This window comes from Xanthomonas sp. AM6, from assembly GCF_025665335.1.
Taxonomy (GTDB): Bacteria; Pseudomonadota; Gammaproteobacteria; order Xanthomonadales; family Xanthomonadaceae; genus Xanthomonas_A.
The window spans coordinates 1,606,053-1,630,553 of sequence record NZ_CP106869.1 but is presented as its reverse complement, the minus strand read 5'-3'; the positions used below and the strand labels follow the sequence as shown (position 1 = coordinate 1,630,553).

At 69.6% G+C, this 24,501-nt stretch carries 23 protein-coding genes; 10 read left to right on the top strand and 13 right to left on the bottom strand.

The features are described from left to right. Positions 1 to 119: 119 nt before the first annotated feature. The gene (locus OCJ37_RS06750; protein WP_263112904.1) at positions 120 to 1,124 is read right to left on the bottom strand and encodes a LacI family DNA-binding transcriptional regulator; all 1,005 of its coding nucleotides are present in this window, start codon (positions 1,122 to 1,124) and stop codon (positions 120 to 122) included. Positions 1,125 to 1,219: 95 nt separating this feature from the next. Here OCJ37_RS06750 and OCJ37_RS06745 point away from each other — a divergent pair, with 95 nt between their 5' ends. The 5 genes from OCJ37_RS06745 to OCJ37_RS06725 are packed head-to-tail and all read left to right on the top strand — an operon-like array spanning position 1,220 to position 5,853. Beyond that, a complete protein-coding gene (locus OCJ37_RS06745) occupies positions 1,220 to 2,272 on the top strand; it encodes a sugar phosphate isomerase/epimerase family protein (protein ID WP_263112903.1) in 1,053 nt (350 codons plus the stop codon). A 27-nt stretch (positions 2,273 to 2,299) separates the two neighbouring features. Further along, entirely contained in the window at positions 2,300 to 3,517 is a 1,218-nt protein-coding gene (locus OCJ37_RS06740; protein WP_263112902.1) for a nucleoside permease, read from the top strand. A gap of 10 nt (positions 3,518 to 3,527) precedes the next feature. Then, positions 3,528 to 4,652, top strand: a complete 1,125-nt coding sequence (locus tag OCJ37_RS06735) for a Gfo/Idh/MocA family protein (protein ID WP_263112901.1) — start codon at positions 3,528 to 3,530, stop codon at positions 4,650 to 4,652. Between the two features lie 19 nt (positions 4,653 to 4,671). After that, positions 4,672 to 5,538 carry a sugar phosphate isomerase/epimerase family protein gene (locus tag OCJ37_RS06730; RefSeq protein ID WP_263112900.1) on the top strand — a complete coding sequence of 289 codons (867 nt, stop codon included), beginning with the start codon at positions 4,672 to 4,674 and terminating at the stop codon, positions 5,536 to 5,538. 18 nt (positions 5,539 to 5,556) lie between these two features. Continuing rightward, positions 5,557 to 5,853 (top strand): c-type cytochrome, encoded by a 297-nt coding sequence (locus OCJ37_RS06725; protein WP_263112899.1) that lies wholly within the window; start codon positions 5,557 to 5,559, stop codon positions 5,851 to 5,853. 27 nt (positions 5,854 to 5,880) lie between these two features. Here the strand turns inward: OCJ37_RS06725 and OCJ37_RS06720 are convergent, their stop codons facing one another. The 5 genes from OCJ37_RS06720 to OCJ37_RS06700 form a co-directional block, all read right to left on the bottom strand. Beyond that, the gene (locus tag OCJ37_RS06720; protein WP_263113609.1) at positions 5,881 to 6,624 is read right to left on the bottom strand and encodes a 3-keto-disaccharide hydrolase; all 744 of its coding nucleotides are present in this window, start codon (positions 6,622 to 6,624) and stop codon (positions 5,881 to 5,883) included. A 44-nt stretch (positions 6,625 to 6,668) separates the two neighbouring features. Then, positions 6,669 to 7,244: a gluconate 2-dehydrogenase subunit 3 family protein gene (locus tag OCJ37_RS06715; RefSeq protein ID WP_263112898.1), complete on the bottom strand. Its 576-nt coding sequence runs from the start codon at positions 7,242 to 7,244 to the stop codon at positions 6,669 to 6,671. Then, on the bottom strand, positions 7,244 to 8,929 hold the full coding sequence (locus OCJ37_RS06710; protein WP_263112897.1) for a GMC oxidoreductase: 1,686 nt from the start codon (positions 8,927 to 8,929) through the stop codon (positions 7,244 to 7,246). Before OCJ37_RS06710 ends, OCJ37_RS06715 begins: the two co-directional genes overlap by 1 nt. Positions 8,930 to 8,959: 30 nt before the next feature. Further along, positions 8,960 to 9,856, bottom strand: coding sequence for a hydroxypyruvate isomerase family protein (locus OCJ37_RS06705; protein ID WP_263112896.1), 897 nt, complete (start codon positions 9,854 to 9,856; stop codon positions 8,960 to 8,962). Between the two features lie 603 nt (positions 9,857 to 10,459). Next, positions 10,460 to 10,978 carry a single-stranded DNA-binding protein gene (locus tag OCJ37_RS06700; RefSeq protein ID WP_263112895.1) on the bottom strand — a complete coding sequence of 173 codons (519 nt, stop codon included), beginning with the start codon at positions 10,976 to 10,978 and terminating at the stop codon, positions 10,460 to 10,462. Positions 10,979 to 11,170: 192 nt separating this feature from the next. Here OCJ37_RS06700 and OCJ37_RS06695 point away from each other — a divergent pair, with 192 nt between their 5' ends. Beyond that, on the top strand, positions 11,171 to 12,169 hold the full coding sequence (locus OCJ37_RS06695) for a polyprenyl synthetase family protein (RefSeq protein WP_263112894.1): 999 nt from the start codon (positions 11,171 to 11,173) through the stop codon (positions 12,167 to 12,169). Between the two features lie 187 nt (positions 12,170 to 12,356). Here OCJ37_RS06695 and OCJ37_RS06690 read toward each other — a convergent pair whose 3' ends face one another. From OCJ37_RS06690 to OCJ37_RS06675, 4 genes are all read right to left on the bottom strand, one after another. Next, a complete protein-coding gene (locus OCJ37_RS06690) occupies positions 12,357 to 13,151 on the bottom strand; it encodes a dienelactone hydrolase family protein (protein WP_263112893.1) in 795 nt (264 codons plus the stop codon). Between the two features lie 184 nt (positions 13,152 to 13,335). Then, the gene (gene murD / locus OCJ37_RS06685; protein WP_263112892.1) at positions 13,336 to 14,769 is read right to left on the bottom strand and encodes a UDP-N-acetylmuramoyl-L-alanine--D-glutamate ligase; all 1,434 of its coding nucleotides are present in this window, start codon (positions 14,767 to 14,769) and stop codon (positions 13,336 to 13,338) included. Beyond that, positions 14,750 to 16,105: a UDP-N-acetyl-alpha-D-muramoyl-L-alanyl-L-glutamate epimerase gene (murL, locus tag OCJ37_RS06680; RefSeq protein ID WP_263112891.1), complete on the bottom strand. Its 1,356-nt coding sequence runs from the start codon at positions 16,103 to 16,105 to the stop codon at positions 14,750 to 14,752. Before murL ends, murD begins: the two co-directional genes overlap by 20 nt. A gap of 87 nt (positions 16,106 to 16,192) precedes the next feature. Next, positions 16,193 to 18,802, bottom strand: a complete 2,610-nt coding sequence (locus OCJ37_RS06675; protein ID WP_263112890.1) for a bifunctional aspartate kinase/diaminopimelate decarboxylase — start codon at positions 18,800 to 18,802, stop codon at positions 16,193 to 16,195. Positions 18,803 to 18,964: 162 nt separating this feature from the next. Here OCJ37_RS06675 and OCJ37_RS06670 point away from each other — a divergent pair, with 162 nt between their 5' ends. Next, entirely contained in the window at positions 18,965 to 19,843 is an 879-nt protein-coding gene (locus tag OCJ37_RS06670) for a PhzF family protein (protein ID WP_263112889.1), read from the top strand. A gap of 117 nt (positions 19,844 to 19,960) precedes the next feature. Here the strand turns inward: OCJ37_RS06670 and OCJ37_RS06665 are convergent, their stop codons facing one another. The 3 genes from OCJ37_RS06665 to OCJ37_RS06655 all read right to left on the bottom strand — a co-directional run bounded on the left by OCJ37_RS06665 (position 19,961) and on the right by OCJ37_RS06655 (position 22,046). After that, complete coding sequence (locus OCJ37_RS06665; RefSeq protein ID WP_263112888.1) at positions 19,961 to 20,407, bottom strand: GNAT family N-acetyltransferase; 447 nt, start codon at positions 20,405 to 20,407, stop codon at positions 19,961 to 19,963. A gap of 322 nt (positions 20,408 to 20,729) precedes the next feature. After that, positions 20,730 to 21,347: a glycine zipper 2TM domain-containing protein gene (locus tag OCJ37_RS06660; protein WP_263112887.1), complete on the bottom strand. Its 618-nt coding sequence runs from the start codon at positions 21,345 to 21,347 to the stop codon at positions 20,730 to 20,732. 267 nt (positions 21,348 to 21,614) lie between these two features. Continuing rightward, positions 21,615 to 22,046: an OsmC family protein gene (locus OCJ37_RS06655; RefSeq protein WP_263112886.1), complete on the bottom strand. Its 432-nt coding sequence runs from the start codon at positions 22,044 to 22,046 to the stop codon at positions 21,615 to 21,617. Positions 22,047 to 22,587: 541 nt separating this feature from the next. On the opposite strand from OCJ37_RS06655, the gene OCJ37_RS06650 reads away from it, so the two are divergent. From OCJ37_RS06650 to OCJ37_RS06640, 3 genes are all read left to right on the top strand, one after another. Beyond that, positions 22,588 to 22,986 carry an HU family DNA-binding protein gene (locus OCJ37_RS06650; RefSeq protein ID WP_263113608.1) on the top strand — a complete coding sequence of 133 codons (399 nt, stop codon included), beginning with the start codon at positions 22,588 to 22,590 and terminating at the stop codon, positions 22,984 to 22,986. Between the two features lie 151 nt (positions 22,987 to 23,137). After that, on the top strand, positions 23,138 to 23,836 hold the full coding sequence (locus OCJ37_RS06645; RefSeq protein WP_263112885.1) for a tellurite resistance TerB family protein: 699 nt from the start codon (positions 23,138 to 23,140) through the stop codon (positions 23,834 to 23,836). A gap of 3 nt (positions 23,837 to 23,839) precedes the next feature. Then, the gene (locus OCJ37_RS06640) at positions 23,840 to 24,400 is read left to right on the top strand and encodes a M23 family metallopeptidase (protein WP_263112884.1); all 561 of its coding nucleotides are present in this window, start codon (positions 23,840 to 23,842) and stop codon (positions 24,398 to 24,400) included. The last annotated feature ends 101 nt before the right edge of the window (positions 24,401 to 24,501 follow it).

Here is a 24,501-nt window from a genome sequence, read left to right as displayed (position 1 = left end):
GTGATCAGCGCCGCTTGGAGATCGACCGAATCCGGAAAACCAGTCAAAAAAGTGGCTGGCAGGCGCCAAGTTCGTTGTTGGGAACTGCGCCAACAGACCCCGCTGCCCCTGCGCCTCCCCTACCGCTTCGGCGCGCCCGTCGACCCGCGCAACATCAAGCGGAAATCCAGCGTCTGCTGAAGCGGCACATCCGCGCTTTCGATGATGGCGAGCAGCAGGTTGACCGCGCGGACACCGATCTCCCGCATGGGTTGCCGGATGGTCGTCAACGGGGGCGTGAGGTAACGGGACGACGCCAGGTCGTCGAAGCCGACGATGGACAGCTCATCCGGCACGCGGATGCCCAGGTCCCGGCAGGCCGCCAGGGCGCCCAGCGCCATCTGGTCGCTGAAGCAGAAGATCGCGGTCGGCACGGGCGCGCGGGCCAACAGCGCCATCGCGGCCGCATGGCCGGATTCCACGGAGAAGTCGCCCGGCACGACGGTCAGGTTGCGCAGGCGGCCGCGCGCCTTGCCGGCGGCGCGGGCCCCTTCCAGTCGCTGCCGGTGCAGGGGGTTGTCGGGCGGGCCGCCCACCACGGCGATCCGCTCGTGGCCCAGTCCATACAGATGTTCCATCACGGCGCGCGCGGCGGCCGCGTTGTCGATGTGGACGCTGGGGATGCCCAGCGCCGGGTCGAACTCGCATCCGTTGACCACCGGCGCGGCGGCGCCCAGTTGCTTGACGATCGCGCGCGCCGTCGGCGGCAGGCGGTGCCCCAGCACGATCAGGCCGTCGGCCTCGTTGCGCCGGAGCATCTGCGCGTAGCGCTCCTCGCGGTCGGGCTGGTGCTGGGTATCGCCCAGCAGGACGGCGTAGCCGACCGCCTGCGCCGCTTCCTCCGCGCCCTGCAGGATCTGGGCGAAGAACGGATTGGCGATGTCCGGGACGGTGACCAGGATCTTGCCGCTGCGCTGGGTCTTGAGCGTCCTGGCGACCGTGTTGGGGACATAGCCCAGCGCGGCGGCGGCCTGCTCGATGCGCGTGCGCGTGGCCGGCAGGACTTTTTCCGGCCGGGAAAGCGCACGCGACACCGTGCCGGCGGAGACGCCGACCTGCCTTGCGATGTCGTAAATGGTTGCCATGGCGTTAGTTCTTCTTTCTGCTGTGCAGTGCACAACGGGTCTTGCGGGAGGCCCATGCTAGGATAAATGCAATCGATTGCATCAGGCGAATCACGTTGAAGACGCTCAAGGGTCCAGCGCTGTTCCTGGCGCAGTTCATCGGCGACAAACCTCCCTTCGATCGCTTGGACACGCTGGCCGGGTGGGCCGCGGGCCTGGGTTATTCTGGCGTACAAGTACCGACCAGCACGCCCCCCCTGTTCGATCTGGCCCAGGCCGCGCAGAGCCAGGCGTACTGCGACGACGTCGCCGGCATGCTGGCCGGGCACGGCCTGCAGATCACCGAGCTGTCCACCCACCTGCAGGGGCAGCTGGTCGCCGTCCACCCCGCCTACGACAGCCTGTTCGACGGCTTCGCACCGCCGGACAAGCGCGGCGATCCCGCCGCCCGCCAGGCCTGGGCGGTGGAGCAGTTGAAGATGGCCGCCAAGGCCAGCCAGCGCCTGGGACTGACCGCGCACGCCACGTTCTCCGGTGCGCTGGCCTGGCCCTACTTCTATCCCTGGCCGCAACGCCCGCCCGGCCTGGTGGACGAGGCCTTCGCCGAACTCGGCCGCCGCTGGCGCCCCATCCTGGACGCCTTCGACGCCTGCGGCGTGGACCTGTGCTTCGAGATCCACCCGGGCGAGGACCTGCACGACGGCGCGACCTTCGAGCGCTTCCTGGAGGTGGTCGACCACCACCCGCGCGCCAGGATCCTGTACGACCCCAGCCACCTGCTGCTGCAGCAGATGGACTACCTGGGCTTCATCGACCGGTATCACCAGCGCATCGGCATCTTCCACGTCAAGGACGCGGAGTATCGCGCCAGCGCGCGCAGCGGCGTCTATGCCGGTTACCAGGACTGGATCGATCGTCCGGGGCGGTTCCGCTCGCTCGGCGATGGCCAGATCGACTTCAAGGCGATCTTCTCGAAGTTCGCGCAATACGATTTCCCGGGCTGGGCGGTGCTGGAGTGGGAGTGCTGCCTGAAGCATCCGGAAGACGGCGCGCGGGAGGGTGCCGCGTTCATCCGCGACCACATCATCCGCGTGACCGAACGCGCCTTCGACGACTTTGCCGACAGCGGCGCCGATCCGCAATCGCTGCGCCGCATGCTGGGGACCTGAGCCGATACCGCCCTGGGAGGGGAAGCCATGACGCACACCATGCCGCGCTTGGGCGCGATGATGTTTCTGCAGTTCTTCATCTGGGGGGCGTGGTTCGTGACCCTGGGGACGTACCTGGTGCAGGGTCCCCTGCAGGCCAGCGCGAGCCAGGTGGCGACGGCCTTCCTCAGCCAGTCCATCGGCGCCATCGTGGCGCCGTTCCTGGTCGGCCTGATCGCCGATCGCTACTTCGCGGCGCAGCGCATCCTCGCGGTGCTGCACCTCGCCGGCGCGGTGCTGATGTGGCTGGCGTCCACGGCGACGAGCTTCGGCATGTTCTCCGCCTGCGTCATGGTGTACATGCTGCTGTTCATGCCGACGCTGGCGCTGGCCAACAGCGTGGCGATGCGGCACATGCAATCGCCTGAAAAGCAGTTTCCGCCGGTGCGGGTGGCCGGCAGCGTCGGCTGGATCGTGGCGGGCGTGCTGATCGGCTGGCTGGGCTGGGAACAGGCGCACCGGCTCGAGCTGACGTTCCGGATGGCGGCGATCGCGTCGCTGGCCCTGGGCCTGTACGCCTTCACCCTGCCGCACACGCCGCCGCTGGCGCAACAGCGCGACGCCGGGCTGGGGCAGATCCTGGGACTGGACTCGCTGCGGCTGCTGAAGTCGCGCTCCTATCTGGTGTTCTTCCTGGCGTCCATCGCCATCTGCGTGCCGCTGGCGTTCTACTACAACTTCACCAACCCGTATCTCAACGATCTGGGCGTGCGCGGCGCGGCCGGCCTGCAATCGCTGGGCCAGGTGTCCGAAGTCCTGCTGATGCTGGTCATGCCGTTCCTGTTCGTGCGGCTGGGGGTCAAGACCATGCTGGCGCTGGGCATGGCGGCGTGGGTGGTGCGCTACGCCATGTTCGCCTTCGGCGATGCGGGCGGCGGCTTCTCCCTGCTGGTGATCGGCATCGTGCTGCACGGCATCTGCTACGACTTCTTCTTCGTCACCGGCCAGATCTACACCGATGCGCATGCCGGCCCCGCCGCGCGCAGCAGCGCGCAGGGGTTCATCACCCTGGCCACGTACGGCGTGGGCATGTTGATCGGCACGTTCCTGTCCGGCGCGGTGGTGGAGCACTACACCACGGCGGCGGGCCCGGACTGGCAGCAGATCTGGCTGTTCCCGGCAGGCGTGGCGCTGGCCGTGCTGGTCGCCTTCCTGTTGCTGTTCCGCGACCGGCCGGTCGTCGCGGCCGCCCCCTCCACGCGCTGAGAACCCACCGATGAGCAAACTTGGAATCGCCATCGTCGGCACGGGCATGATCGGCGCCGTGCATCGTCGCGCGGCGCTGCTGGCCGGCGCCGCGGTCCGCGGCGTCGTCGCCTCTTCCCCGCAACGCGCACGCGAGGTGGCGCAGTCGTGGGATGTCCCGCGCGCCTATCGCGACATCGAAGACGTCGTCGCCGATCCGCAGGTGCAGGTCGTGCACGTGTGCACGCCCAACCATCTGCACCGCGCCATGGCGCAGGCGGCGCTGGAAGCCGGCAAGCACGTGATCTGCGAAAAGCCGCTGGCCACGACGCTGGAAGACGCCCAGGCATTGGCGGCATTGGCCGCCTCGACCGGACTGGTCGCCACGGTGCCCTTCGTCTACCGCTACCACCCGGTGGTCCGCGAGGCGCGCGCCCGCATCGCGCAGGGCGAACTGGGGCCGCTGCGCCTGATCCACGGCAGCTACCTGCAGGACTGGCTGCTGGATCCCGCCAGCAACAACTGGCGCGTGGACCCGGCGCTGGGCGGCGCCTCGCGCGTGTTCGCCGACATCGGCTCGCACTGGTGCGACCTGGTGGAATGGGTCGGCGGCGAGCGTTTCGTCGACGTCAGCGCGGCGTTCGCGACCGTGATCGCCGAGCGCGGCACCCTCACCGGGCAGAGCTTCACCACGCCGGCGGCGGGCGGCGCGATGCAGGCGGTATCGAGCGAGGACGTGGCCGCGGCGATGTTCAGGACCGGCGCGGGCACGCTGGCTTCGTTGACGGTCAGCCAGGTCTCGGCGGGACGCCGCAACCGCCTCTGGTTCGAGATCGATGGCGCCAGGGCCAGCGTGGCGTTCGACCAGGAAGACGCCGAACGGCTGTGGATCGGCCTGCCCGACCAGCGCGAGGAAATCTTCGTGCGCGGGCCGGGCGCCGGCAGCGCCGAACAGCGCCGGCTGGCGACGTTGCCGGCCGGGCACGCGCAGGGCTACGGCGATTGCTTCGAGGCGTTCGTCGCCGACACCTATCGCGCCATCGAAGGCGGGCGGCCGGAAGGCCTGCCCACCTTCGAAGACGGATTGCGCTCGGCGCTGATCGTCGATCGCGTCATCACATCGGCCAGGACGCGCGCCTGGACATCCATCGGTTGAATCCCGGGAGGACTTCTTGATGAACACCCCTGCACGCAGGACCGCGACGCTCGCACTGCTGTTCCTCGCCGCCCTGCCCGCCTTCGCACGCGACGCCGCCGGCCCGCAAAAACCCATCGCAGTGCAGATGTACACGCTGCGCAACGCCGGCTCGCTGGACCAGCAGTTGAAGATCGTCCACGACGCCGGCGTGGGCGCGGTGGAAACGGTCGGCACGCAGAACGTCAGCGCTGCGGAACTCAAGCAACTGCTGGACAGGTATGCGATCAAGGCGATCTCGTCCCACGTGCAACTGGCCGATCTGCGCAAGGACCTGGACGGCGTGGTGACCTTCAATCGGTCGATCGGCAACACGACACTGGTGGTGCCGTACCTGGCCGAGAAGGATCGGCCGGCCGATGCCGCGGGCTGGACCGCCTTGGGCAAGGAACTGGGCCAGATCGCGAAGCGATTGCAGGCCAAGGGCATGCGCCTGGCCTACCACAACCACGACTTCGAGCTGGTCGACTTCAATGGCAAGACGGGGCTCGAATTGCTGTTCGCGGCGGCCGGCCCCGAGCTCGAGACCGAGCTGGATCTGGCCTGGGTCGCGCGTGCGGGCTACGACCCGGCGGCGATGCTGGGCAAGTTCAAGGGCCGCATGTTCGCGGTACACGCCAAGGACAACGCGCCGAAAGGCCAGGCCGAGGACGAGGGCGGCTTCGCCGCCGTGGGCAAGGGCGTCCTGGGCTGGAACGCGATCCTGCCTGCCGCGGCGGGCGCCGGCGTGCGCTGGTACATCATCGAGCACGACCGTCCGCGCGACCCGGCCACGGTCATCCGGACCGGCGCGGACTACCTGCGTGAACACCTGCCAGCCAACGTGCCCGCCAGTGCACGTCGCTAGCCCAAGAAGGAGCCACATTTGAAAACGATTCTGACAGTGGCCGCGGTTCTGCTGGGGGCGACGCTTGCGACCACGGCATGGTCCAAGGAGGACCCTGCGGCCGGCGCGCGGCTCTACGCAACGAACTGCACGGCCTGCCACGGCGCCAATCGCGCGGGCGTCCCGGGCGCGTTCCCCGCGCTCATCGACGTGGGCAAGCGGCTGGAGTCGGCGCAGATCAAGGAGAAGATCAGGAAGGGCGGCGGCTTGATGCCGCCCTTTCCCCAGCTGTCCCAACAGGACGTCGACGACCTTGCCAGCTTCCTGGCGCAATAGGATGCCGGCGCCGGCTGCGCGCCGGCGCTACAGTTCGCGCACCCAGATGTTGCGGTAGCTGACCTTGGAATCGTGCTCCTGCAGGGAGATCGGCGCGCACGCATGTGGCGCGTACGACGGCGCGCCGATGTACTCGGTCTTGCCCGACACGACGGTGTCGTCCTGCACCAGGACGCCGTTGTGCAGGACGGTGATGCGCGCGGGTGACGTGAGCCCGCCGCCCTGCGAAAAGCGGGGCGCCTTCCAGATGACGTCGTAGACCTGCCACTGGCCCGGCGCACGCGAGGCGTTCACCAGCGGAATGGCCTGCTTGTAGATCGCGCCGGCCTGGCCGTTGGCATAGGTCGGGTTGTTGTAGCTGTCGAGCACCTGCAGCTCATACAGGTCCTGCAGGAAGATGCCGCTGTTCCCCCGCTGCTGGCCTTCGAACCCCCGCGTCGCGGTGGGCGTGCGCCACTCGACGTGCAGCTGGATGTCGCAGAAGCGCTGCTTGGTCCGGATGCCCTTGCTTCCCGGAACCACGGTCAGCGCGCCGTCGGCGACGAGCCAGGGCACGCGTCCGCCCTGCTCCGACTCCCAGGCGGAGAGATCCTTGCCGTCGAACAGCACGATCGCGTCGGAGGGCGCGCGGCCCGGGGGCGTGGCCACCATCGCGGGCACGGGTTTCCACACCTCGGTCTTCTTCGGATCGCGCGCGGGGTCGTCGCTGGCCTGCGCGAACGCAGGCGCCGCGGCCAGCAGGCAGGCCGCCATCAGGAGGGATCTGGTCATCGTGTTTCCGGGGAAGTGGCGCATGGGCGGATCGTTGCGGTCCATCAGTTGGTCGCCCAAGCGGGCGTACCGGGGGCATAGGCGAGGTCGCCGTCGTAGCGACCCGGCACGGCGACGTACTGCAACACTTCGGTCGCGGCGACCTTCGAGGTGAAGAAGCTGAAGATGGCCAGCTGCTTGATCATCGTGAAGGGATGCGGCATCGCGTCCGCCGCTTTGGCAGTGCCGGTGTCGGTCACGGTGACGAGGTGTTTCCTGGCTTCCGCATCCAGGGCGCGCAGCAGCTCGGTGCGGGCCTGCGGCGCGAGCGACACGAATCGGCCGCCGGCGCGTTTGTCGATGTCGGCCAGGCCGGCGCGGAACGCCGCCTGCTGCTCGGCGGTGTAGCAATCGGTGACGAATCGCGCCATGAACGCACCGACGCCGGCGTCCTTCGCCCCCGGCGTCTTGGTTCGCGGCAGGATGGTCTCGGCGATCTCGTCCAGCGTGCCGACCTCGGCGGCGGAGAAGGCGTTCTTCGCGCCCTCGGCCGGCGCCTGTCCGTGGACGAGCGCGGGCAGGCCGACCATGGCCGCGCCCGTGGCGGCGACGATCATCTTCAGCAGTTCGCGGCGATCCATCACAGGTTCCCCGCTTTCAGTTCGCGCACGGCATGGTCCGCTGCCCGTGCCGTCAGCGCCATGTAGGTCAGCGAGGGATTCACGCAGGCGCTGGAGGTCATGCAGGCGCCGTCGGTCACGTAGACATTCGGCGCGTCCCAGACCTGGTTGTGCTGGTTCAGCACGGAGTTTTTTCGGTCACGGCCCATGCGCGCGGTGCCCATCTCGTGGATGCCCTTGCCCGGGGCGTAATCGTCATCGTGCATCTGCACGTCCTTGACGCCGGCGGCCTCCAGCATCTCGGCGGCATCGGCGGCCATGTCCTTGCGCATGGCCTTTTCGTTCGCGCGCAGGGACACGTCCATCGCCAGCACCGGCAGCCCCCATTTGTCCTTGCGGTGCCGGTCCAGGCGAATCGTGTTGTCGTGGTGAGGCAGCATTTCGCCGAATCCAGTCATGCCGATGCGCCATTCGCCCGGCAGGGTCAGCGCGTCCTTCAGGTCGGCGCCGATGTTCAGCTCGGCGATCTCGCGCGACCACCCGGTGCGGCTGGCGCCGCCCTGGTAGCCGAACCCGCGCAGGTAGCCGCGCTTGTCCGCGGCGACGTTGCGGAAACGGGGAATGTAGAAGCCGCAGGGACGACGGCCGAAGTAGTACTTGTCGTCGTAGCCCTCGACCCGGCCGGCGGCACCGGCGCCGAAATGATGGTCCATCACGTTGTGCCCCAGCTCGCCGGACGAAGACCCCAGCCCGCCTTCCCAGACATCGGTGGCCGAGTTCATCAGCAGCCAGGTCGAATTGAAGGAGGACGCGTTGAGGAAGATGACGTTGGCCGTGTACTGGTAGGTCTGTCCGCTCTCGGCATCGATGATCTCCACGCCCCGCGCACGCTTGCGGTCCTTGTCGTAGAGCACTTCCTTGACGATCGAGAAGGGCCGCAAGGTCAGGTTGCCGGTCTTCATGGCCGCCGGCAGCGTCGCCGACTGGGTCGAGAAGTAGGCGCCGTAGGGGCAGCCCAGGATGCACTTGTTGCGGTACTGGCAGTTGACGCGGCCCTGCTCGACCTTGGGCTCGGTGATGTTCGCGGTGCGCGAGTGGATCAGGTGCCTGGTCCCGCCAAAGGCCTTCTTGATCCGCGCGGCCACGTCCTTCTCGACGATGTTCAAAGGGATCGGCGGCAGGAACTCGCCGTCGGGCAACACGTCCAGGCCCTCGCGCGTGCCGGCGATGCCGGCGAACTTCTCCACGTAGTCGTACCAGGGCGCGATGTCGGCGTAACGGATCGGCCAGTCGATGGCGATGCCGTCCTTGAGGTTCGCCTGGAAATCCAGGTCCGACAGGCGATAGCTCTGCCGTCCCCACATCAGCGAGCGGCCGCCCACGTGATAGCCGCGGAACCAGTCGAACCGCTTGATCTCGGTGTAGGGCGATTCCTTTTCGTTGGCCCACATCCCCTGCAGATTCTCGACCAGGCCGTAGTCGCGCATCAGCACCGGGTAGTCGGCCTTCATCGCCTGGGTCGGCCGGTTGTGGTGCGGGAAATCCCACGCCTCCTTCATCGCGTTGACGTAGTCCTTGACGTGTTCGATGTTGCGGCCGCGTTCCAGCATCAGGACCTTGAGGCCTTTCTCGGTCAGTTCCTTCGCCGCCCAACCGCCACTGATTCCCGAGCCGACGACGATGGCGTCGTAGTGATTGTCTGCCATGGGTTCTACTTCACCTGGGTGGATATCGTTTCAGACGTCGCAGAGGCGGATCGCCTCGCGCAGCGAGCCGACGGGATCCGGCGCCGCAGGCATGAATTCCTGCGCCAGATAGCCGTCGAAACCGGTATCGCGGATCGCGCGACAGATGGCGGGATAGTGGAGTTCCTGATCGTCTCCGATCTCGTGCCGGCCAGGCACGCCCGCGGTGTGGTAATGCTTGAAGAACGCATGATGCTTGCCGATGGTGGCGATGATGTCGCCCTCCATGATCTGCATGTGGTAGATGTCGTACAGCAGGCCGAAATGCTCCGAGCCGATCCGCCGGCACAGCTCGACGCCCCATGCGGAGTGGTCGCACAGGTAGTCGGGATGATCGACCCTGGAGTTCAGCAGCTCCATCACCAGCACGACGCCGCGCTTCTCGGCATGCCCGAGGATGCGCTTGAGCCCCGCCTCGGCGTGGGCCATGCCTTCCTGAGGGTCCATGCCGTTGCGATTGCCGGAAAAACAGATGAGGTTGCGATAACCGGCATCGGCCACCAGGTCGATGTGCCGCGTGTAGCGCTCGACCAGCTGGTCGTGGAACTGGCGGCCGGCGAAGCCCTTGTCCAGGCCCAGTTCCGCGCCGTTGCACATCGAGCTGTACACGCCATTCGCCTTCAGCGTCGGCCAATCCGCCGGGCCGACCAGATCGATGGCGGCGAAACCGATGCCTTTCACCGTCTGGCAAAGCTGGGCGATCGACTGCTGCGGGAACGTCCAGCGGGCGACGGAATGCTTCATGTTGCCTTTGAGCGGCGCGGCAGCGGCAAACGCAGGCAGCACGCCCGCAGCGCCCAACCCAAGGCTGCCGGCCACGGCAATGCGCAGCGCATCTCGCCGCGTGAATCCCGGGGCCGGCGCCGGTCCGATCGATTGGATGGACATCCGCTTTCCGGCCTCCCAACCGGCATCAAACGCTGACGATTGCCGCAATGCAATCGATTGCACCATAAAGGAGAGATTCGTTTTTTTGCAAGACGCAGTGCACGAAAACCCATGCTGCAGGGCACAACGTCGTCGCGCCGGTCGCTGCAGGACGGTGGTGGAATTTCGGATAGCCCATGGAGGTGGACCACTAGGTGCCTTTCGCATAGGCGGCTCAGGAAGCCGCTTCGGCACGCAAGCTCCTACCCACCTCGGTCCCCATTGCCGACGCCCGGCGTGTTCGCCGCCCCTACCCGATCGTGGCCGGACCAGTGACGCCGCGTTCGAACTGGGCCGATTCAGGCACTGCCTTCGAGAAGAACTTGCCCGGCACCGTGGACGAGCGCCTGGATTGCGGCTGGGCGCTGGGGGTGCCTTTGACACGTTCGATCGCGGCCTGCGCGTCCACCCAAGCGATGGCGTGTTGATCCGCGTTTGTTTCGCCGACTGTCGAAGCTGCAGCCCTGTCGGACTTTCACCGAGGAAGAATCATCGAAAAAAGAAAAGCCCCGTAAAAACGGGGCTCTCTTCGGATGTCCATCACCACTTGCTGCCACGCGTGGTTCAGAACGGGATGTCGTCGTCGGCGAAATCGTCCATCGGCGCGGACTGCTGCGGCGCCGGCTGCTGGCGGCGCGGGGCGTAGTCCTGGCCGCCGCCGCCCTGGTTCGGGCGTTCCTGGCGCGGCGGGGCCGAGCGCTGCGGGCGATCGCCGCCCATGCCGGCACCACCGCCGCCACCGCCTTCGCCGCGGCCGCCCAGCATCTGCATCTCGTCGGCGACGATGTCGGTGGAGTACTTCTCCACGCCGTCCTGGCCGGTGTACTTGTCGTAGCGGATCGAGCCTTCGACGTAGACCGAGCTGCCCTTGCGCAGGTACTCGCCGGCGATCTCGCCGAGCTTGCCGAAGAACACCACACGGTGCCATTCAGTGCGCTCCTGCTGGTTGCCGTCCTTGTCCTTGCGCACGCTGGTGGTGGCCAGGCTGATACGGGTGATCGCCATGCCGGACTGGGTGTACTTGGTGTCGGGATCGTTGCCGAGGTTGCCGACGAGGATGACTTTGTTGATGCCGCGGGCCATGGAATTCTTCCGTTCGGGATGGTGAACCCGCTCGGGCGCGGGCAGGTCGGATGGGGGCGCCCGCTCGGGAACGGACGTAGACAGTGAATTATACCGGGCTGGCGGCGGATATCAGCCTTCCCCCGGTTCAGGCGTCAGACTTGCCCCTGCCGGGGTGGCCTATAATCCCTGCATTCCCCTCAGTACGACCGCATGAGCCTCGCCGAAGACCTCCGCCCCGCCCTGGGGCTGCCTCAGATCCAGGCGCTGGCGGCGCCCGACATGAGCGCCGCCGATGCCCTGATCCGCCGCCGTCTGGCTTCGGACGTGGTGCTGATCAACCAGATCGCCGAGCACATCGTCTCCGCCGGCGGCAAGCGCCTGCGGCCGATGCTGGTGATGCTGGCCGGGCGCGCCTGCGCCGGCGGCGGGCCGGTGCACCACCAGCTGGCGGTGATCGTCGAGTTCATCCACACCTCGACCCTGCTGCACGACGACGTGGTCGACGAATCGGACCTGCGCCGCGGCCGCAGCACCGCCAACGCGCTGTGGGGCAACGCGCCCAGCGTGCTGGTCGGCGATTTCCTGTATTCGCGCAGCTTCCAGCTGATGGTCGAACTGGACGACATGGCGGTGATGCGGCTGCTGGCCGACACCACCAACCGCATCGCCGAAGGCGAGGTGCTGCAGCTGCTGCACGTGCACAACCCCGATACCGACGAGGCCGCCTACCTGCGCGTGATCGAGCGCAAGACCGCGGTGCTGTTCGCCGCCGGCACCCGGCTCGGGGCGATGGCCTCGGGCGCGTCGGCAGAAGTGCAGCAGCGGCTGTACGACTACGGCATGCACCTGGGCTATGCGTTCCAGATCGCCGACGACGTGCTGGACTACACCGCCGATGCCGCCGACCTGGGCAAGAACCTGGGCGACGACCTGGCCGAGGGCAAGGCCACGCTGCCGCTGATCCACGCGATGGCCCATGCCGACGCCGCCACCCGCCAGCGCCTGCGCCACATCGTCGAACAGGGCGATGCGGAGGCGATGCCGGAAGTGCTGGCGGCGATCCAGGCCAGCGGCGGGCTCGACTACAGCCGGCGCCGCGCCGCCGAATACGCCGCCGCCGCCGAACGCGCGCTGGACGGCCTGCCCGAGAGCGAAGCGGTGGCCGCATTGCGCGGCCTGGCGCGCTACGCGGTCGAACGCAGGCATTGATCCGGCGCGCGGGGCGCGCCGGATGGGATTGGGGATTCGGGATTGGGGATTCGCAAGGGCGGCAGAGTCGCGTTTGACGGATTACGAATTCCAAACCCGGTCGCTGCGGGACCGGATCGGTGATCGGGATTGGCCTTTGCGAATCTCCAATCCCGAACCCCCAATCCCGAATCCCGGCCCCCAAGCCCTAATCCCACCGCTCCTCAAAGAACTCGTGCAGCATCCGGTACGCCCGCTTGGCCGCACGCGGGTTGTACTGGCAACCCGGCGGGCTGTTGGCGTCGGCCTCGGCGAAGCAGTGCACGGCGCCGCTGAAGTTGACGAACTGCCAGTCGGCGCCGGCCGCGTTCATTTCCTGCTCGAAGGCGGCGATGTCGTCGCGGCTCACGCTCTTGTCGTCGGCGCCGTTGAGCACCAGCAGCGGCGTCTTCGCGCTGCCCGCGGCCGCCGGCGATGGCGTGGACAGGCCGCCGTGCAGGCTGACCACCCCGTCCAGCGGCGCGCCGGCGCGCACCAGTTCCAGCACCGTGCTGCCGCCGAAGCAGAAGCCGACCGCGCCGATCCGCGTGGCGTCCAGCGGCGCCTTGCCGGCCTGCGCCTTCAGCACCTCGACCGCCTTCAATGCACGCGCGCGCAGCGTCGGCGGATCCTTTTTCAGCGCGCCGGCGAACTGCCCGGCTTCGGTGTCGTTGGCCGGGCGCTTGCCCTTGCCGTAGACGTCGGCCACCAGCACCACGTAGTCGTCTCCGGCGAGTTGCTTGGCTTTTTCGATCGCCGACGCGTTGACGCCGCGCCAGTTCGGCACCATTACTAGGCCCGGGCGCTTGTCGTGGTCGCCGTCGTCGTAGACCAGCACGCCGCTGAAGCTGTCCTTGCCGACCTTCCATTCCACCGGCTTGGCCTGCATCGCGGCCAGCGCCGGCAACGGCAACGCCAGGGCCAGGCCCAGCAGGCCGATCCACCGCATCGAACGAGTGCGCATCGCGTCTCTCCCATCGGAACCAGCCGGCAGTCTACTGTGGGAGCGACTTCAGTCGCGACGGGCTTTATCGGTAGTGCCCGTCGCGACTGGAGCCGCTCCCACGGACAGCATCATCGATCGAAGCGCTCCAGGCACGGCACCTGATAAGCGGCGTGCGCGCCAACCCACTGCAGGAGCAACCGGCTCAGGCGATGCCCAGCCCCGGAATCGCACTGATCGCCTCCGGGTCGAACCCGGCCAGTTCGGCGAAATGGCGGCCGCGCGCGACGTAGTCGCGGTAGGCGCCGAAGCTGGGCGCGCCCGGCGACAGCAGCACCACGCCGCCAGCCGCGCCCAGGGCGTCGCGCGCCCGCGCCAGCGCCGCCGGCAGGTCCGCCGCGGCGTGCAGGCCGAAACCGCCGGCCGCGGCCTGCGGCGCCAGCAGCGCGTGGATGCGCGGGCCGTTGGCGCCCATGGTGACGATCTCCAGCGGCGCGCCGGCGCGCATGCGTTCGGCGAAGTCCTGCCAGTCCAGGCCGCGGTCGTGGCCGCCGACCAGCAGCGCGATGCGGCGCCCGCGGAAGCAGTCCAGCGCCGCCAGCGTGGCGTGCGGCGTGGTGCTGATCGAATCGTTGACGTAGGCGATGCCGTCGCGCTCGCCCAGCGTCTGCAGCCGGTTCGGCAACGGCCGGAACTGCGCCGCGGCCGGCGCCAGCGCCGCCGCGTCCAGGCCCAGCGCCTCGATCGCCGCCAGCACCGCGCACAGGTTGCCGCGATTGTGCCGGCCCGGCAGCGGCACCCGCGCGCTGTCGAACACCGCCACGTCGCCGCGATGCACCACGTCGCCGCGCATGTGCCAGCCGTCCTCGCGGTTGAACCAGCGCACCTCGCTGTCGGCCAGCGCCAGCGCCGCCAACTGCGGATCGGCGGCGTTGAGCAGCGCGATGCGCGGCCGCGCCTGGGTCACCAGCGCCAGCTTGTCCTCGATGTAGCGCGCCTGGCTGCCATGCCAGTCCAGGTGCTCCGGGAACAGGTTCAGCACCAGCGCCAGCTGCGGCCGCGCGCCGCTGCGCGCCACGTCGCCGGTCTGGTAGCTGGACAGCTCGATCGCCCAGTAGTCCGGCGGCTGCGGCGGCGCCAGCACTTCCAGCAGCGGCAGGCCGATGTTGCCGACCAGCCCGGTGCGATGCCCGCCGGCGCGCAGCAGGTGCGCCAGCAGTGCGGTGCTGGTGCTCTTGCCCTTGGTGCCGGTGACGCAGACGCTGCCCGGCACCACGCCGTCGGCGCCGGCGTGCTCGGCGAACCACAGCGCGGTACCGCCGAGGAAGCGCGTGCCGGCCGCCACCGCGGCCTGCGCCTCGGCCCGGTACGGACTGATCCCCGGCGACTTGATCACCACATCGAACGCCGCCAGCCGCTCGGCGCTGGCCTCGGTCTCCACGCGCAGCGCCGGATCGCCCAACGCCGCCAGCGACGCCGCCTCGTCAGCCGAACAGAACACCGTCAGCGGCAGCGCCGCCGCCGATTCCCCATTCCCCATTCCACATTCCCGGCCGCGCACCGCGGCGTACGCCGCCCGCCCCTCGCGGCCCCAGCCCCACAGCGCGACGCGCAACCCCTCAAGCTGCGAAATTCGCACGCACGCGTTCCCACAGTTCGGCCGGGATGCGGTGCTGCGCGTCCAGCGCCAGCAGCGGCTCCACGCGCAGGTCTTCGGCGTCCAGCTGCGGCTGGATCTCGCGGATGAAACGCGCCACCAGCGCGTCCTCCTTCCATTCCGCGCGCGCAGCCAGCGTGGCCATCGCCGCGCGCGATTCGCGGCCCTCGCCGACGCATTCGAACGGCTTGTGGTCCTGGAACTCCAGCAGCGCGTCGAAACCCGGCGCCTGCGCCGCGTCGTCGAGCAGGTTGCGGCCGAAGATCCGCACCAGCCGCGTCTTGGGCATGAACGGCGCCAGCGCCAGGAACACGAAATGGCACTTCGGGCAGACCCCGCACCAGCGGTGCGCCGGGCGCTCGCCGAGGATGTGGAAGTTGCGGTTGCAGCTGGAGAAATGCGCGTCGTAGTGGTCGTTCTTGGCGAACTGGCGCGCCACCGCCAGCTCCGACAGCGGGCGCAGCAGCGAGTAGTAGCGCAGGTCCGCGGCCACGTAGCGCTGCACCTGCGCGCCGAACGCCTGCTCGAACGCCCAGCCCTTGGACCACTGGTGATTGACCTCGCCGGTGCCGGCGATCTGGCTGCCGTAGCTGGCCGAGTGCTCGTTGGAGAACACCACCTGGCCGGCGTCGTGCAGCAGCGCGGCGAACACCAGGATCGCCGAGTTCACCGCGGTCACCGGGATATGCCCGTTCCACGCGCCCTGCCGGTTCAGTTCGAACAGCTCCGGCGCCAGCGCGCGGCCGATGTTCAAGGTCGGCAGCGCGGTGCGTTCGGCGCAGGCGCGGATCAGCTGCGAACCGCCGATCCAGGCCACGGTCTGCTCCACCCCGGCCGCGCGCAGCGCCTCGATGCTGACCAGCGAATCCTTGCCGCCGCCGATCGCGACCAGCGCGTGCGCGCGCAGGCCCAGCGCCGCCGCGCCCTCGCCCGCCGGCGCCGTCGCGGGGAACCGGATCTTGCCGTGCAGGTCCAGGCCGTTGCGGTAGGCGAACTCGCCCAGGCCATGCAGGTACACGCTGTCCAGCAGCGCGGCGGTGTCGGCGTCGATCGCGTAGTCGTCGATGGCGATCCGCGGCGGCACCGCGGCCTTGTAGTAGCTGACCCCGGCGATCAGGTGCAGCAGGCGCAGCGCGCGCTGCACCGCCTGCGCGCGCGCCGCGTCCAGCACGAACGGCGCGCCGGGCACGGTGATCGTCTCCACCAGCTCCGGGCCCTGGTCGAAGGCATAGACCAGGCGCGCCACGCCGCTGTCGGCGTCGAACGCGCAGCGCACGAAGCGGAAGGTGGTGATCTGCTGTTTGTCGAAAGCGGTCATGGCGTATCCGGAATCAGGTGGACCGGCATTCGCGCCGCAGCGCGGCGAGCCGGTCGCGGTGCGCGCGGCGGCGCAGGAAGATGGGTCTCAGCCTGCGGGCGCATCGATCACGTCCTCCCGCGGCAGCTCGCGCTGGTTGTAGGTGCTGGCCATCGCGTAGCCGTAGGCGCCGGCGTCGGCGATCAGCATCACGTCGTCCGGCGCGGTGGCGGCCGGCAGCCGGCGGCGCTTGCCGAACACGTCGCTGGATTCGCAGATCGGGCCGACCACGTCGAACACCGCATCGGCCTGGTCCTGCAGCCGGCTGAGGTTGGCCACGTCGTGCCAGGCGTCGTACAGCGCCGGACGCACCAGCGCGTTCATGCCCGCGTCCAGGCCGACCCGGCGGATGCCGTCCTTGTCGATCACCTGGGTGGCGCGGGTCAGCAGCACGCCGCACTCGGCGACCAGGTAGCGGCCCGGCTCGATCGCCAGGCGGAACGCCGGATGCACCGCCTTGACCTCGGCCAGGCCCTGCGCCCAGGCGTCCAGGTCGAACGGCTCGTCGTCGGCGCTGTACGCGATCGGCAGGCCGCCGCCGATGTCGATGACTTCCACGCTGCCGATGCGGCGCGCGAAGCCGGCCAGTTCGTCGCACATGCGCCGCCAGTGCTGCGCGGTCTCCACGCCGCTGCCCAGGTGCGCGTGCACGCCAACGATGCGGATGTCCAGGCTGCGCGCGGCCTCGACGAATTCGTCCACCCGCGTGGCCGACAGCCCGAACTTGGAGGCCTTGCCGCCGGTGTTGACCTTCTCGTGGTGGCCGTCGCCATGGCCCAGGTCGATGCGCAGCCACAGGCTGCGGCCGCGGAACAGCTCCGGCCAGCGCTGCAGCAGCTCGACGTTGTCGACGGTGACGGTCACCCCCAGCGCGAACGCGGCTTCGTACTCGGCCTTCGGCGCGAAGCTGGGGGTGAACAGCACGCGCCGCGGCGACAGCTCCGGCAACGTGTCGAACACCCGGCGCAGTTCGCCGTGCGACACGCATTCCAGGCCGAAGCCTTCGGCGACCAGCGCCTCCAGGAGCGCCGGGTGCGAGTTGGCCTTGATCGCGTAGTAGCGCTGGTCGATCGGCGCGATCGCCTGCAGCGCGCGGGCGCGCTCGCGCAAGGTCGGCAGGTGGTAGACGTAGCGCGGCGTGCCGGCCTGCGCCAGGCGCAACAGGTGCGCGCGCTCGGCGTGCCACCACGGCGTGGGCCGCGCGCGCACGCTGCCGGTGATCTCGCGCCAGCGCGGGCCGAACACCTCGGTCTCCTCCACCGGCATCGCGCCGCTGTCGATCAGCTCGGCGTGCAGGATCGGCAGCAGGCCGTCGGCATCGGCCTCGTCGATGACGAAGGTCAGGTTCAGGTCGTTGGACGACTGCGAGATCATGTGCACGCGCTCCTTGCCGAACGTGGCCCACACGTCCGAGAGCTTGTGCAGCAGCGAGCGCATGCCGCGCCCGACCAGGGTGATCGCCGCGCACGGCACGATGATCTTGACCCGGCAGATCTCCGCCAGGTCGGCCGACAGCGCCGCCAGCACGTCGGTGTTGACCAGGTTCTCGCTGGGGTCCAGCGACACGGTGACGTTGGTCTCGGCCGAGCCGATCAGGTCCACCGACAGCCCGTGCTTGGCGAAGCGCGCGAACACGTCGGCCAGGAAGCCGACCTGCTGCCACATGCCGATACCTTCCATCGACACCAGCACGATGCCGTTGCGGCGGCTGATCGCCTTGACCCCGGGCACGGTGCGCGCGTTGCCGTCGATGCTGGTGCCGGGCAGCTCTGGGCGCTCGGTGTCCAGGATCGCCATCGGCACGCCGCCGTCGCGGCACGGCTTGATCGAGCGCGGGTGCAGCACCTTGGCGCCGGTGGTGGCGATTTCCTGCGCCTCGTAATAGTCCAGCCGGGTCAGCAGGCGCGCGTCCGGCACCTCGCGCGGGTTGGCGCTGAACATGCCCGGCACGTCGGTCCAGATCTCCACCCGGCTGGCGCCGAGCAGCGCGCCGAAGTACGCCGCCGAGGTGTCCGAGCCGCCGCGGCCGAGGATCGCGGTGCCGCCGTCTTGGTGCCGGGAGATGAAGCCCTGGGTGATCAGCATCCGCGCCGGCTGGGCGACGAAGCGCTCGCGCCAGGCGGCGTCGGACTGCCACTGGCACGACACCGACAGCCGCTTGGACCACTCGCTCTGGTTGGGCTGCGGTGGCAGCGCGTCCAGCCACTGGCGCGCGTCCATCCAGCCGATGTCCAGGCCGCTGGCGCGCAGGTAGGCCGCACCCAGCGTGGAGGACAGCAATTCGCCCTGGCCCAGCACCTCGGCCTGCCAGTCCAGCGTGCGCGCCGCCGCGCGCGGGTCGTCCAGCAACCCGCGCAGCGCCGCCAGGCGTTCGCCGAGTACGGCGTCGGCGTCCAGTTCCAGCTCGCCCAGGAACTGGCGGTGGCGCTGCTCCAGCGCGGCCACGCGCTGCGCGCTGTCGGCGCTGCCGTCGGCGATGGCGGTCAGTTCGTTGGTCACCCCCGACAGCGCCGACACCACCACCAGCACCCGCGCGCCGGTCTCGTCGGCGCGTTTTTTCGCCAGCGTTCCGATCGTGTCCCAGCGATGACGACGCGACACCGAGGTGCCGCCGAACTTGAGGACGATCCAACGATCGACGTGGGGGGAAGAGGACATTTCGTGTGGGGGGTCTGGTGGAGGGAAAGAGGCCCGGAACGCCGGGCGGAACCTGCGATTCTATGCCAAGCCCGGCGCTTGCTGGGGGTTGCCGGCAAAGCGCGGGCGCACCGGCGCGCACGCCGATTGCTAAGCTGCGCGCCCCACTCGCGAATGCCCGCCATGACCACGCGCCGTTTCCTGCAACTGGATGTGTTCTCCCCGCGCCCCGGCGCCGGCAACCCGCTGGCCGTGGTGCTGGATGCGCAGGGCCTGGACGCGGCGGCCATGCAGGCGATCGCGCGCTGGACGCGGCTGCCGGAGACCACCTTCGTGTTCCCGGCCACGCAGCCGGGCGCCAGCTACGGCATCCGCATGTTCAGTCCGCAGAAGGAGGTGCCGTTCGCCGGCCATCCCAGCGTCGGCACCGCGCATGCGGTGCTGGAGGCCGGCATCGCCGCGCCCAGGGACGGCCTGTTGGTGCAGGAAGGCGTCGCCGGGCTGCTGCCGCTGCGGGTGGACGTGGACGGCGGCGTGCGCAGCATCGCGATCCGTACCCCGCGCGCACGGGTGGCGGAGACCGCCGATGCCGCGGATCCGCGCCTGGCCGCCGCGCTGCGCGGCTGGACGCTCGGCACGCAGCCGCCGGTGCTGATGGACGGAGGCAGGCGCTGGTGGCTGGTCGACGTCGCCGACGAGGCCACGCTGCGCGGCCTGGCGCCCGACTGGGACGCGGTTGCCGCATTGGCCGAGAGCACCGGCAGCATGGGCGTGTTCGCCTACGCGCGTGCCGGCGGCCAGGATTACGAACTTGCCGTGCGCGCCTTCGTCGGCAACGGCCGCCGCTTCGAGGACGCCGCGTCGGGCGCCGCCAACGCGGTGCTCGCGGCATGGCTGGACCATCGCCACGCCCTGCCCGGCCGCGACGGCCGCTACGTCGCCAGCCAGGGCCGCGAGGTCGGCCACGACGCCTTGCTGACCCTGAGCGTGGACAGCGCCGGCGAGGTCTGGTCCGGCGGCCAGGTGCAGACCGTCATCGATGGCCGCATCGACTGGCGCTGAGCCGGAACGGAGTCGCCTGCCTTACGGCAATCCAAGAAGGACCAGCGGCCAAGGGCTTGGCACTCGCCTCGAAGCGGCCAGGCACCGCAGCGCCGGCCGCGCCGTTCCTGCGGTTGCTCAGCGCGTCCCGGCGCGCCGCATGACGATGGCCGGGCCGAACCGTGTCGTCGTATCGGAAACGACGTCGAAACCGCAGGCTTGGTAGAACGCCACCGCGTCCGGGCTTGCCACGACATGGACGGCGACCGGCGCATCGCCACCGAACTCGGTGGCCGCGCCCTGGACCAATCGCCGCCCCACTCCCCGCCTCCAGTGGGACGGGGCGACGAACAAGCCTTCCAGTTCGATTCCGTCCTCCCGCCGACCCACCGCGGCGAACCCGACGATGTCGCGCCCGTGTTCGGCAAGCAGCACCGCGCCCGCGCGCAACTGGTCCTCGGGAACACGCAGCAAGTCGGGATGGGCCAGGAGCGCCTGCCTGTACTCGTCGGCCACCAGCGACGCCTCGCGCTTTAACCTGTTCAAGGCGGCGCCGTCGGCCGGCGTTGCAATACGCAGTTTCATGGCTCACCGCAGCTTCGGAGGACGTCGGGGACCGCTGCGGCGCATTCTAAGAGGAGCAAGCCGCTGGTGCCGGCTGCTGCCACTGCCTCGCTTGCGGGGGCATTTCCGCCTGCGTCGGTAGCGAGAGCAGCTATTGGCACGACGCCAAGCGAAGCGCTGCAGGCAGCGGTGCAGCGGGCAGCGGCGTGCCGGCATGCGCCACATCGGCCAAGACGACCCATGCCGCTTGTGCAGACAGCCGCCGCTCCCGCCCTACCGTGATGCGCTACGCCGGCGATCTATGGGCAGCATGACCGGAGCCCTCCCGCCACGCAGGCGCCGATCAATCCGGCAGCACGTCCACCCGCACGCGGATGCGGTCGCCCGGACGCTGCGTGGTATGGGTGTGGTAGTAGCGGCCGCCGTACTCGTAGGTCACGTCGTAGCCGTCCACCCGGTCGTAGCTTTCGCTGCGATAGGCCACCGGCTCGCAGACGCTGACCGAGCCGGTCCGCACCGTGGTGCGCGCGTTGCTGTCGTAGATCGAGCGCCCGGCCAGGCCGCCGACCATGGTACCGACCGCGGTGCCGACGAAACGCCCGCTGCCGCCGCCGACGCGGCTGCCCAGCAACGCGCCGGCGATGCCGCCGACCACGGTGGCGGCGCTGCGCCCGCCGTCGTTGCCGCGATAGCCATCGCTGTAGTAGCCGCTGCGGTAGCCGTTCTCGACGTATTCGTCGGAGGCCGGGCGTTCGTAGCAGCGCTCGGTGGTCTCGCGCGGCCCGCGCACCGGCACGATGACCGGGTCGGCACGCACCACGCGGGCGTAGTCGTAGGCGCCGTTGCCCGAATAGCCGCGGTCGCGATAGTCGTCGTAGCGGCCGTAGTCCTGCGCAGCGGCGGAGCCGACCACGCCCACGGCGAGCGCGGCGGTCAGAAGACGGGTCGAGAGCTTGTTCATGGCGAGGATTCCAGGCGCGTGGATCGCGCAACCGCATGCTCGGTCCGCGCCGGTGAAACACGACTGAATTGGGACCGGCCGGCGCCGACTGTTTAGCGCGGCGACAGCTGCCGCTACACGGACGCTAATGCGCTTATGCGCGTTCGCCGCTGGAACGCGCCCGGCAACGCACCGAAGCGGCAGGCCGCGCCTGGCGCAGCGCAGGCGCGGCCGGGACAAGACGGCGTTTCGAAAGCGCGCGGCCCGGCGGGCACCGGGCCGCCACGCTCAACCCAGGTCCGCTTCCAGGCTGATCGGCACGGCGCTGAGCGCCTTGGACACCGGGCAGTTCTGCTTGGCGTCGTCGGCCAGCGCGCGGAACTGCGCGGCCTCGATGTTCGGGACCACCGCCTTGACCTTGAGCCGGATCTGCGACAGCTGCGGACCGCCCTCCATCGACAGGTCGACTTCGGCGCGCGTGTCCAGCGAGGTCGGCGGGAACCCGGCCTCGCTCAACTTGGCCGACAGCGCCATGGTGAAGCAACCGGCGTGTGCGGCGGCGATCAGTTCTTCCGGGTTGGTGCCCTTCTCGTCGCCGAAGCGGCTGCTGAAGGCGTAGCGGGTGTTCTCCAGCAACCCGCTCTGCGGCGTGCTCAGTTGGCCCTTGCCGCTCTTGAGGTCGCCTTCCCAATGCGCGGTGGCGTGACGCGAAATGCCCATGCGGTGCTCCTGTCGGTGGATGAGACCGGCACGATAAGGCAGAACGCGTTACGGCCTTGTGCGGCGCAGCGCGCCGAGCCACCGGCGACAGACGATTCCCGCGCCATGCCATCTGGTTCGCTGCGCCCATGGCTGCGCGCTGCGCACCGGCATGGCCGGCTCGACGACGGCCGATGGCGACGGCAATCCGCACGCGGCCACACGCGTGCGCGACAGGCGGACCGCGCCAGCGTCGGCGGCGCGCCCGCATGCGGGCGCCGCCGCAGAGGCGGACAGCCACGCCGCAGACGGCGTTCGCGACGCGCCAGGCGAGCACGCCTCGCGCGCCCGAGGGCATCGGCGCGACGCGTCCCCGACGGCGGTACGCTGCCGTTTTTCCGAGCCAAAGCCGCCCGGCGACGCAAAAAAGACCCGGCACCGGGTTTTTTTCGGTGTTTTTTGCCGTTTGCCTATTGGCGCGGCGTAGCACATGCCCTACATTTCGCCATGCCGACGGGGTCGGCGCGACCCAACCACCTATCGTTTACGGAATCAGGACATCATGGCAAAGACCGCGAAAAAGGCTGCCCCGAAAAAGGCAGCGAAGAAAGTAGCCACCAAGACCGCCGCCAAGCCGGCCGCTCCCAAGCCGATCAAGGACGCACTGAGCAAGTCCGCACTCGTCGCGCATATCGCCGAAACCAGCGGCGTCATCGCCAAGGACGTGCGCGCGGTGATGGCCTCGCTCGAGCAGGCCGTGGCCGGTTCGGTCAACAAGAAGGGCGCCGGTTCGTTCACCCTGCCGGGCCTGCTCAAGATCACCGCCGTCAGCGTGCCGGCCAAGCCGAAGCGCAAGGGCATCAACCCGTTCACCAAGGAAGAGCAGTGGTTCGCCGCCAAGCCGGCCACCACCAAGCTGAAGGTGCGCCCGCTGAAGAAGCTCAAGGACGCCGCGCTCTGAGCAGCGACGCCTGATCCAGGCAAGCACACCGACGAGACGGCCCGCGCCGTCTCGTTTTTTTTGCGCGCTCGCCGGCGCCGGCAACGGGATTGACAGGCCGCTAAGGCGACGCCCGCTATACCTGCGCCTCCCATCGACAGGAAATGCGTGCATGAAGCTACAGGGCTTTCTCGACCAACTGCTGCAATCGGCGCAGGGCGCCGCCGGCCAGGCCATGGCCAAGACCGGCACGCCCGCCGCTGCAGGCGCCTCCGCCAAGGGCGGCGGCCTCGGCGGCATGCTCAACGCCGACTTCGGCAAGGGCGCCCTGAGCGGCGGCGCGCTCGGCCTGCTGCTGGGCAAGAACCGCACCACGCGCAAGCTGGCCACCTACGGCGGCCTGGCCGCGCTCGGGGTGATGGCCTACCGCGCCTACGGCGACTACAAGCGCCAGCAGCTCGGCGCCGCCGCGCCGGAACCGCAGACCCTGGACCGGCTGCCGCCGCTGGAGGTGGAGCAGCACAGCCAGGCCATCCTGCGCGCGCTGGTCGCCGCGGCCAAGGCCGACGGCCATATCGATACGCGCGAACGCGAACTGATCGAAGGCGAGTTCACCCGGCTCAACGGCGACGAGGACGTGCAGCGCTGGCTGCATGCGGAACTGGAGAAGCCGCTGGACCCGGCCGAGGTGGCGCAGGCCGCGACGACCCCGGAAATCGCCTCGGAGATGTACCTGGCCAGCCTGCTCGCCGCCGACGAGCAGAGCTTCATGGAACGCAGCTACCTGGACGAGCTGGCGCGCCAGCTCGGCATCGACGAGGGCTTGAAACAGCACCTGCAGCAGCAGGCCGCGGCCCAGGGCGACCAGTAGCCGATGACGGCGGCGCCCTCGCCGGCGCGGCGGCTGCGCCGCTGGCTGTTGCGCCTCGCGGTGCTGGCCGGTCTCGCGTTGTCGCTGGCATGGGCCTGGCGGCAGCCGTGGGCGCTGCGCGTGCGGGTCGGCTGGGAACTGGCGCGGCAGCCGCCGCCGGCCGCGCTGCACATGCCGGTGCAAGGCGTGGACCCGCGCCGCGTCGCCGCCACCTTCGGCGCGCCGCGCGGCCGCGACCGCCAGCATGCCGGCGTGGACATCTTCGCCAAGCGCGGCACGCCGGTGCTGTCGGCCACCCGCGGCATCGTGGTGGCGGTCGCCGACCGCGGCCTGGGCGGGCGCCAGGTCTGGGTGCTAGGCCCGGCCCGGCAGCGCCATTACTACGCGCACCTGCAGGACTGGGCGCCAGGCCTGCAGGTCGGCGACCTGGTCGAGGCCGGCGACCCGCTCGGCAGCGTCGGCGACAGCGGCAATGCGCGCGGCACGCCGCCGCACCTGCACTACGGCGTCTATGCCGAAGGCGGCGCCTACGATCCGTTGCCGCTGCTGCGCGCAGCGCGCTGAACCCGTCACGGAAGCCGCTGGAACAGAGCGTCGCGGCCATCCCCCTCGTGGCGGCGGCGGTCGGCGCCTATCTTGGGTTCACCACCCGCCCCTGCGCACGC